The sequence below is a fragment of the Micromonospora sp. B11E3 genome, from assembly GCF_039871625.1.
GTDB lineage: Bacteria > Actinomycetota > Actinomycetes > Mycobacteriales > Micromonosporaceae > Micromonospora.
In genome coordinates this window covers 1-6,160 of sequence record NZ_JBDPMC010000148.1, presented here as the reverse complement: position 1 = coordinate 6,160, position 6,160 = coordinate 1, and the positions used below count along the sequence as shown (strand labels likewise).

Below are 6,160 nucleotides of genomic sequence, written 5' to 3'. Positions count from 1 at the left end.
CGCCATAACGGCGTCGACCGGCTCTTTCTGTCTCTCGCTCGGCGGGTCGAGGCGGTGCCTCAGCTGTGGACGCCCTGGCCGCTCTCCTCGCGAGTCACCGCGAAGGCGTCCGGCCTGGTCCGCCGGAGCAACTCGCACCGCTCGTCGAAGACCTCGATCGCCCGCTGCAGGCTGCATCCCTCGGCCTCGCGGATCGCCTGCATCGCGGGAAGGATGCGGCGCTTCACGATCAACTCGTCGATCGGCTGCCAAGGGTCCATGCGATCATCCTGAATCTGGAGGCATTGCGGTCGAAGAGGACATTACCTCCCTTTTCATCATTGTCACACCGAAAAGGGATCAGTGACCCACGGCAGAGGGGCACGTCCGGCTCCACGACGGTCCGGTTGACGATGTCCTTCTTGCGGAGGTCCGCCTCCTTCGGGATCTCGACCTTCAGCGCCTTCTCGATCGCCTTGGCCAGCGGTTCCGACATGCTGATGCCCTCGCCCGCCCGGACGGTCAGGACCAGCGTGGATCCCCGGCACTTCACAATCCCTGGTGCACGAGCAGGTCGGCGAGGTCGCTGTACGCGCTCCGGCGAACCTCCTGGCTGTCCGACCTCACCGCGCGCAGTAGGTCGGGAATCTCGACAGCCGGGCCGTACGCATGACTCACCGAGGACCAGTCAGCCTCGACGGTGGGGTTCGCGCGCCGGGACATCCGACCACCATAGGCGTGGAGCCACCGGAGCTGCCCCGGACGCCGGTGACGCTCACCGCAGCCAGCCCAGGAAGCGCCGGTGCAGAGTGCCGGCGGGCGCCCACGTCAGGTCCTCGGCGGCGCGCGCGAACTGCGCACCCATGTACGGGGCGAGCGACATCGGCGCGTCCGCGAACTCCGCCCGCAACTCCTGCCGTCGCGTCCGGCAGGGCCAGGGCGCCCCGCAGCCGCCGCAGCTCCAGATCGGCAGCACCGGGCCGTGGGTGGTCACGCCCGCACCCCCAGGAACCGCGCCATGATCGTCCGGGCCTGCCGGCTGGTCGCCCAGTTCACCTGCCAGCACGGGTACGGGTTGAGGCGCCCCCACCACGCCCGGCAGCCGGTGCACATGCCGTCGAGCCCGCGCAGGTGGACGGCGAGGATCACGCGCTCCTGCTCGTCGTTCACTCGGTCTCCCCTGCCGGCCAGTGGCCACGGTTGATCGGAATCCGGTGCCGGGCACGGCAGGGGAGCTCGGCACCGCACCGGCAGACGCGCCGCCACTTCCGCCAGCACCAGACCGGCCGATGCCGACGGGCGAAGGTCAGCGCGGCGGCGAGCAGGTACTCCTCGTACGAGACTCGCCGCACTGGTTCTCCCCCGTCGGTCACGACGGCGCGTTGCCGCACCCGAACTTGAGAGGGACGCGGCGACCAGGCGAAACCCGTAACCGCCCGCCGCATCCCGTGAGGAGAAACCTACGAAGCGTCGCGAGCCGGAATGGGTAAAGTTCCTACCCCTGGCTCAGGAGACGAGGCCGACCTTCAGCGCGAGATCGTGCACGTCGTTGCGGGCGGAACGCGGCCCGTCGAGCAGATCCAGGGTGATCTGGCGGGCGTAGCCGTTGAAGCGGATCGTCTCCGGCGCCGAGTCGTACGCTCGTCGCAGCATCGCCACCGTGGCCTCGTGATCGCCCTTGCCGTAATGGCCCCGGGCAGCCTCGATCAGGTGCCGGGCACGGCGTGGCCGCGATGGAATGGCAGCCGGGTCGAGGCGACCGGCCTGTCGCACCGCCTCACCGGACTTCTGCAACTCCACGGCAACGGTCACGGCGTGGGCGCCCATGATGACCTGCGAGAACGACGTCTGCGGCTGGTAGAAGTCCTGCGGCAGGCGCTGCGCCACCCGGTCCGCGTGGTCCCAGTACCGCCAGGCCCGGCCCTCCTCGCCCGCGCGGGCAGCGGTGTAGGCGGCCTCGAAGTTCAGGGCACCCCACAGGGCGAGCAGGTTCGCGTCCGCGTCTGCCGCTCGTGGCTCCAGCGCCGAGATCAGGTCCAGCGTCACCGACATCGCCGTGTCCCAATCCCCAGCTTCCCGGTGGACCTGACACAGGAACCAGCCCGCGCGCGCCAGCGCTTCCGGATCTCCCGACTCCTGGGCCGCCACCATCGCCCGGTCCGCGACGCGCCACAGCAGCTCGGCGGCGGGCTGGTAGGCGAGAAACATCTGGGCCAGATTGAGGGCCTCGGCCAGCAGGGCGTGCGCCTGACGGCGCTCGTCGCCCTCGTACGCCAGTGCGGCACGCTGCGCGTCCCGCACCAGGTCGGGCAGCACAGCGCCGAGCACCGTCCGGTGGTCCGACGCCTGATGGCGGGCCCGCCAGGCTGCGGAGAGGCGTTCCCGGATCTGCTCGAACGACTGCGGGGACACCTCGCCGGACAGCGTGAAGCGGTTGAGGGCGTCGCGGACCGAGGCGAGTGCGGGGTGCTCCGGGCCGTTGACGACGGCGGACCGGTCGCTGAGCTCCCCGATCAGGGCGGAGACGTCGACCTTGAGCGCGCGAGCGATCCGATCCAGCATGTGTACGCGCGGCGGCAGAAGTCGGTCGGTCTCGACGGCCTTCACCCACTCCGCGCTGCGGCCCACCAGCCCGCCGAGCACGGCACGGGTCTTGCCCGAACGCTCACGGTAGACCTTCAGGCGCTGCCCGAAGGTCAGCTCCGGCATGGAGTCCATCCGAACCTCCTCCCGCCCGCCCGTCAGCGGCCGTCGTGGCCCACGGTACTCATCACCCCGCCTCCCGGTAACCCTCAACGCCGGCTCGCCGCGACGCCGAGCCAGCGGAGTTCCGCGATCGCTCATCCCACGCGGTTCGGGTGTGCCGAACTGGACATCCGCCACGTGACCCTGTTCGTCGCCTCCGTCGACAACATGCACAAACGTGCGTCCGCCGAGGTGGAGAACCTGATGCGGATGATCGAGGACGTGGTGACGAAGCCGCTTCTGCGTCCCGACAGCCCGTGGCAGCTGCACCTGGCCGGCCGAGCGGACGTCCTACCCGACTCGACGCGGCACGCCCTGAAGCTGGCCGAGGACGGCACCCGGCAGCGGAGCGGGGACTTCCATGTCACGGTCGCCATCGGCTACGACGGCCGCGAGGAGATCGTCAGCGCCGTGCGCTCCCTGCTGGAGCAGGAGGCGCGGGCGGGGGCGACTCCCGGCGAGCTGGCGCAGCGCCTGACCGCCGACGCCCTCGCCGTGCACCTGTACACCGGCGGTCGGCCCGACCCCGACCTCGTCATCCGTACGAGCGGGGAACGCCGCATGTCCGGGTTCCTGCTCTGGCAGGCCGCCTACTCCGAGCTGTACTTCTGCGACGTGTACTGGCCCGGGTTCCGGAAGATCGACTTCCTGCGGGCCCTGCGCTCCTACTCGGCCCGCAGCAGGCCCTTGGCGGCGTGACCGGTCCACACCGGGCCCCGTCTGGCGCTCACCGCAGCCAGCCGAGGAACCGCCGGTGCAGGGCGCCGGCGGGTGCCCAGGTCAGGTCCTCGGCGGCGCGGGCGAACTGCGCCCCCATGTACAGGGCGAGAGACATCGGCGCGTCCGCGAACTCCGCTTGCAGTTCCTGGCGGCGGGTGCGGCAGGGCCAGGGCGCGCCGAAGCCGCCGCAGCTCCAGATCGGCAGCACCGGCCCGTGGGTGGTCACGCCCGCACCCCCAGGAACCGCGCCATGATCGTCCGGGCCTGCCGACTGGTCGCCCCCTCCACCTGCCAGCACGGGTACGGGTTGAGGCGCCCCCACCACGCCCGGCAGCCCGTGCACATGCCGTCGAGTCCTCGGATGTGCACGGCGAGGATCGCCCGCTCCTGGTCGTCGTTCACCTGGCCTCCCCGTCCGGCCAGTGGCCACGGTTGATCGGAATCCGGTGCCGGACACGGCAGGGCAGGTCGGCACCGCACCGGCAGATCCGCCGCCACTTCCGCCAGCACCACACCGGCCGATGCCGGCGGGCCAGGGTCAGCGCGGCGGCGCTCAGGTACTCCTCGTACGAGACGCGTCGCCACCGCGGTTCGGTGGCCCCGGCCAACCGGCTGGCCCTGGATCGTGTGCTATCCCGCATCGCTGTCTCCCTCCGGTGGGCAGCGCGACATGGCCGGCCCCGAACCACGGGACCGGATCTGGAACGTTCGGTAACTACGACGCTACGATCAGGGCGACGATCGCTGGACTCACCAGCAGTACGGGTGAGCAGGACTTATCTCCCGCCGCGCGAGGGGTCACGGCGGGAACGTCGACCACCGGTCAACGTAGGGATATCGAATGGCAGGTCGCGGACGATCGCAACGGGGGCGGCGATGTGACGGGCTATCTGCTGAAGCTGATCCGGGAATCCATCCCGATGACACAGGAACAGCTCGCCGTCGATCTGGCCGTCGACCGCGCGACCGTACAGAGCTGGGAATCCGGACGCCGGCCCTTCACGGCCGTGCCGTTCGGACAGGCAATCGCGACCCGCCAGAGGCTCGGTCGGCTCGGAGCAAGCACCAGCCTGCTCGCCGCCCTCGACGACGCTGCCGAAGCCGACTTGGTCCTCACCGCGGTACTCGACGACAAGGTGGAGAGCACAAACGTGGCCGAACAGCCACTCGGCTGGTCAGTGCTCACCCACCGCCTGACCGACCTGATTCTCTGGGCAGTCCTGGGGCAGGCACCCACCTTCGTCAGAGCCGTCTCGACACCCCACCGCCGACGCGGCCCCGTGGCCTTCGGCCCGCTCCTGCCCGCCGATCAGCAGCTCGGCGAGATCCCATACCGCCAACGCGACGACTCCTTCATGCCCGCTCCCCTCTCGGACTGGCGAGGCTCCCGACTGCTTCGGCATTTGGTCCAACGCCTCGACGCCAGCCACCCGTTCGTGGATCTCAACATCCACAACGTCTGGGCGCTACTCGCCGCACGGCGCGGCCTCGCCCTCGATGAACCCGACACCGGACGTACGCTCCTCGGACGCTGTACCGCCCTGCTGGACAGTGGGGGCGTCTCCGCGCAGTCCCGACACGAACTAACGTCTATCGTCTACAGCCTGCGAACAGACGGACTCACCGGCACAGGGACGGGTAAATGAGCGACGACCACGACGCCGCCGGGGCGATGAGCTTCATCTTCGAGGCCGGCGTACTCAAGCGGGCCGCTCGCACCGGCTGGTGGTTCGCCGGCGTCAAGCAGCCCGAAACCATCGCCGAGCACTCCTTTCGCACGGCGCTCATCGGCATGATGCTCGCCGCCATGGAAGGCGCCGACCCCGCCCGGGTCTCCATGCTCTGCGTCCTGCACGACACCCAGGAGACCCGGATCACCGACATCCCCCACATCGCCAAGCGCTACCTCACCGCCGCGCCCAACACCACCGTCACCGCCGACCAGGTCGCCGACTGCCCACCAGCCGTCGCCGAGGTCATCACCGCCGCCGTCGCCGAATACGAAACCGGCGTAACCCTGGAGGCCGTCGTGGCCCGCGACGCCGACAAACTCGAATGCCTCGTCCAGGCCGTCGAATACCGCCACCAGGGCATCGACAACGTCCAGCGATGGATCGACAGCTCCCGCGCCGCGCTGAAGACTTCGTCCGCCCGTCGCCTCGCCGACGCCGCGCTGAGCGGACAACCTCTCGCCTGGCTCAGTCCGTCGCGCCAGTCGGAGTAGGTCCTACTTCCTGACTCAGGAGACAAGACCGACCTTCAGCGCAAGGTCGCGCACGTAGCCGTTCTGGTCGCTGTGGGAATGTCCCGAGGTGCTTTGATCTGATCATGATGCAGCTCGTACGGCGCACCGCTCACCGGCTCTACGCCCGCCGTCTCCGAGCCCGGCTGGCCGGTACCCCGCTGCCGCGGCACATCGCCATGGTGATGGACGGCAACCGCCGGTGGGACCGGCAGATGGGCTTCGACGATCCCAAGGTGGGCCACCGGTACGGCGCGGAGCACATGCACGAGGGCTTGACCCCTGATCCTGGACACGGGGTTTATGCGGCCGGGGTCAGCGTAGCTGGCGCTGGCCGGGTGCTCTTCTCTTGACTTCCTCTGCCCCCTGAAGAGGGCAGATTCCTGGCGGCGCTCATGCGGCACGCCGGGTGGTTGACGCTTCGCAGCCCACAGGTGCCGGGCTCCACGTCCGTACACGACCAAGCCCGGCCGC

At 69.9% G+C, this 6,160-nt stretch carries 11 protein-coding genes and 1 pseudogene; 4 read left to right on the top strand and 8 right to left on the bottom strand.

What is annotated here, in order from left to right; genetic code table 11:
- Positions 1–59: 59 nt before the first annotated feature.
- The 6 genes and pseudogenes from ABGB16_RS32840 to ABGB16_RS32815 all read right to left on the bottom strand — a co-directional run bounded on the left by ABGB16_RS32840 (position 60) and on the right by ABGB16_RS32815 (position 2,697).
- The gene (locus tag ABGB16_RS32840) at positions 60–260 is read right to left on the bottom strand and encodes a hypothetical protein (protein WP_347671954.1); all 201 of its coding nucleotides are present in this window, start codon (positions 258–260) and stop codon (positions 60–62) included.
- On the bottom strand, positions 230–475 hold the full coding sequence (locus ABGB16_RS32835) for a hypothetical protein (protein WP_347671953.1): 246 nt from the start codon (positions 473–475) through the stop codon (positions 230–232). Before ABGB16_RS32835 ends, ABGB16_RS32840 begins: the two co-directional genes overlap by 31 nt.
- Before the next feature lie 53 nt (positions 476–528).
- Complete coding sequence (locus ABGB16_RS32830; protein WP_347671952.1) at positions 529–702, bottom strand: hypothetical protein; 174 nt, start codon at positions 700–702, stop codon at positions 529–531.
- Between the two features lie 52 nt (positions 703–754).
- Positions 755–973 carry a hypothetical protein gene (locus ABGB16_RS32825; protein ID WP_347671951.1) on the bottom strand — a complete coding sequence of 73 codons (219 nt, stop codon included), beginning with the start codon at positions 971–973 and terminating at the stop codon, positions 755–757.
- Positions 970–1,293: pseudogene (locus tag ABGB16_RS32820) on the bottom strand (hypothetical protein); the annotation flags it as partial. The pseudogene ABGB16_RS32820 and the gene ABGB16_RS32825, both read right to left, overlap by 4 nt.
- Positions 1,294–1,485: 192 nt before the next feature.
- Positions 1,486–2,697, bottom strand: a complete 1,212-nt coding sequence (locus tag ABGB16_RS32815) for a transcriptional regulator (protein WP_347671950.1) — start codon at positions 2,695–2,697, stop codon at positions 1,486–1,488.
- Here ABGB16_RS32815 and uppS point away from each other — a divergent pair.
- On the top strand, positions 2,665–3,423 hold the full coding sequence (uppS, locus tag ABGB16_RS32810; protein WP_347671955.1) for a polyprenyl diphosphate synthase: 759 nt from the start codon (positions 2,665–2,667) through the stop codon (positions 3,421–3,423). The genes ABGB16_RS32815 and uppS overlap by 33 nt on opposite strands.
- Positions 3,424–3,451: 28 nt before the next feature.
- Here the strand turns inward: uppS and ABGB16_RS32805 are convergent, their stop codons facing one another.
- Both ABGB16_RS32805 and ABGB16_RS32800 read right to left on the bottom strand, forming a co-directional pair.
- Positions 3,452–3,670 (bottom strand): hypothetical protein, encoded by a 219-nt coding sequence (locus ABGB16_RS32805; protein ID WP_347671949.1) that lies wholly within the window; start codon positions 3,668–3,670, stop codon positions 3,452–3,454.
- Positions 3,667–4,029: a hypothetical protein gene (locus ABGB16_RS32800; RefSeq protein ID WP_347671948.1), complete on the bottom strand. Its 363-nt coding sequence runs from the start codon at positions 4,027–4,029 to the stop codon at positions 3,667–3,669. Before ABGB16_RS32800 ends, ABGB16_RS32805 begins: the two co-directional genes overlap by 4 nt.
- A 293-nt stretch (positions 4,030–4,322) precedes the next feature.
- Here ABGB16_RS32800 and ABGB16_RS32795 point away from each other — a divergent pair, with 293 nt between their 5' ends.
- From ABGB16_RS32795 to ABGB16_RS32785, 3 genes are all read left to right on the top strand, one after another.
- Entirely contained in the window at positions 4,323–5,090 is a 768-nt protein-coding gene (locus ABGB16_RS32795; RefSeq protein WP_347671947.1) for a helix-turn-helix transcriptional regulator, read from the top strand.
- Positions 5,087–5,668, top strand: coding sequence for an HD domain-containing protein (locus ABGB16_RS32790; protein WP_347671946.1), 582 nt, complete (start codon positions 5,087–5,089; stop codon positions 5,666–5,668). The genes ABGB16_RS32795 and ABGB16_RS32790 overlap by 4 nt, the downstream gene beginning before the upstream one ends.
- 104 nt (positions 5,669–5,772) lie before the next feature.
- On the top strand, positions 5,773–6,039 hold the full coding sequence (locus ABGB16_RS32785; protein WP_347671945.1) for a hypothetical protein: 267 nt from the start codon (positions 5,773–5,775) through the stop codon (positions 6,037–6,039).
- The last annotated feature ends 121 nt before the right edge of the window (positions 6,040–6,160 follow it).

What these genes read in the sequence shown, in the direction of transcription:
- ABGB16_RS32840 (WP_347671954.1), bottom strand. Translation starts at nt 260, where the DNA reads ATGGACCCTTGGCAGCCGATCGACGAGTTGATCGTGAAGCGCCGCATC.
- ABGB16_RS32835 (WP_347671953.1), bottom strand. Translation starts at nt 475, where the DNA reads ATGTCGGAACCGCTGGCCAAGGCGATCGAGAAGGCGCTGAAGGTCGAG.
- ABGB16_RS32830 (WP_347671952.1), bottom strand. Translation starts at nt 702, where the DNA reads ATGTCCCGGCGCGCGAACCCCACCGTCGAGGCTGACTGGTCCTCGGTG.
- ABGB16_RS32815 (WP_347671950.1), bottom strand. Translation starts at nt 2,697, where the DNA reads ATGGACTCCATGCCGGAGCTGACCTTCGGGCAGCGCCTGAAGGTCTAC.
- ABGB16_RS32790 (WP_347671946.1), top strand. Translation starts at nt 5,087, where the DNA reads ATGAGCGACGACCACGACGCCGCCGGGGCGATGAGCTTCATCTTCGAG.
- ABGB16_RS32785 (WP_347671945.1), top strand. Translation starts at nt 5,773, where the DNA reads ATGATGCAGCTCGTACGGCGCACCGCTCACCGGCTCTACGCCCGCCGT.